Source organism: Aliivibrio sp. S10_S31 (genome assembly GCF_014694495.1).
Lineage (GTDB): Bacteria > Pseudomonadota > Gammaproteobacteria > Enterobacterales > Vibrionaceae > Aliivibrio > Aliivibrio fischeri.
Window position 1 is genome coordinate 1 of sequence record NZ_JAAUWR010000091.1, and the last position, 651, is coordinate 651.

Genomic DNA, 651 nt, shown 5'->3' on the forward strand with positions numbered 1-651 from the left:
GGCCCACCCAAGGCTGGTAGTATCGATAACCATAGTAATACAAACCGGTTGCATCACGCTCTTTGCCCGAGTAGCGGACCGTTTTATAGTTCACTTCCGCCTGATTGCGCGCTGTTAAAATAGCGGTACCCCCATACGGATAATACTCCTCCATGCTGATAACCTTACCATCACCATCGACCTCCAGGGCGCTGCTGCCAATTAGATTATCGTAACTGTACCTGACTTGGTCATTACTAATGTCTTCTGGCCTACCATTTTCCCAATGCAGCAATCGAACTTGAGCCCGACTGGCCTCACCTATGGTAATAACCTGCAAGTTTTCCGTTTCTGTGCAGCCCTGCGCGACACTGCGTAACTCTATCCCTGGTAAATAAAGTGCCCGCAATGTCTGTACACTGTTCGCTGCCTTTTGTTTGCTGACTTTTAAAAGGCGTTGGCTGCCTGCATCATAGCGATAGCTCTCTACGTCATCTACGTCACTATCGCGCACCACTGGCGTTACCTTCAGTAATTCGTTGCGCGGCGTCCAGATAAGGTATTGTCCTAATTGCAGTTGGTTTTGTTGACCGCCCACGGTAAAGAACCCATCGACGTCCGAAACGTTTTCCGTCAGCGTACTCTGTACACTTCGGTTACTGCTGTCGCTTA

1 protein-coding gene is annotated in these 651 nt (G+C 49.5%); it reads right to left on the reverse strand.

Features of this window, described 5'->3' with window-relative positions:
- Window positions 1-577: RHS repeat-associated core domain-containing protein (locus HC728_RS20440; protein ID WP_370539795.1), on the reverse strand; the 577-nt coding region annotated here is incomplete at its 3' end.
- Between the last annotated feature and the right edge of the window lie 74 nt (window positions 578-651).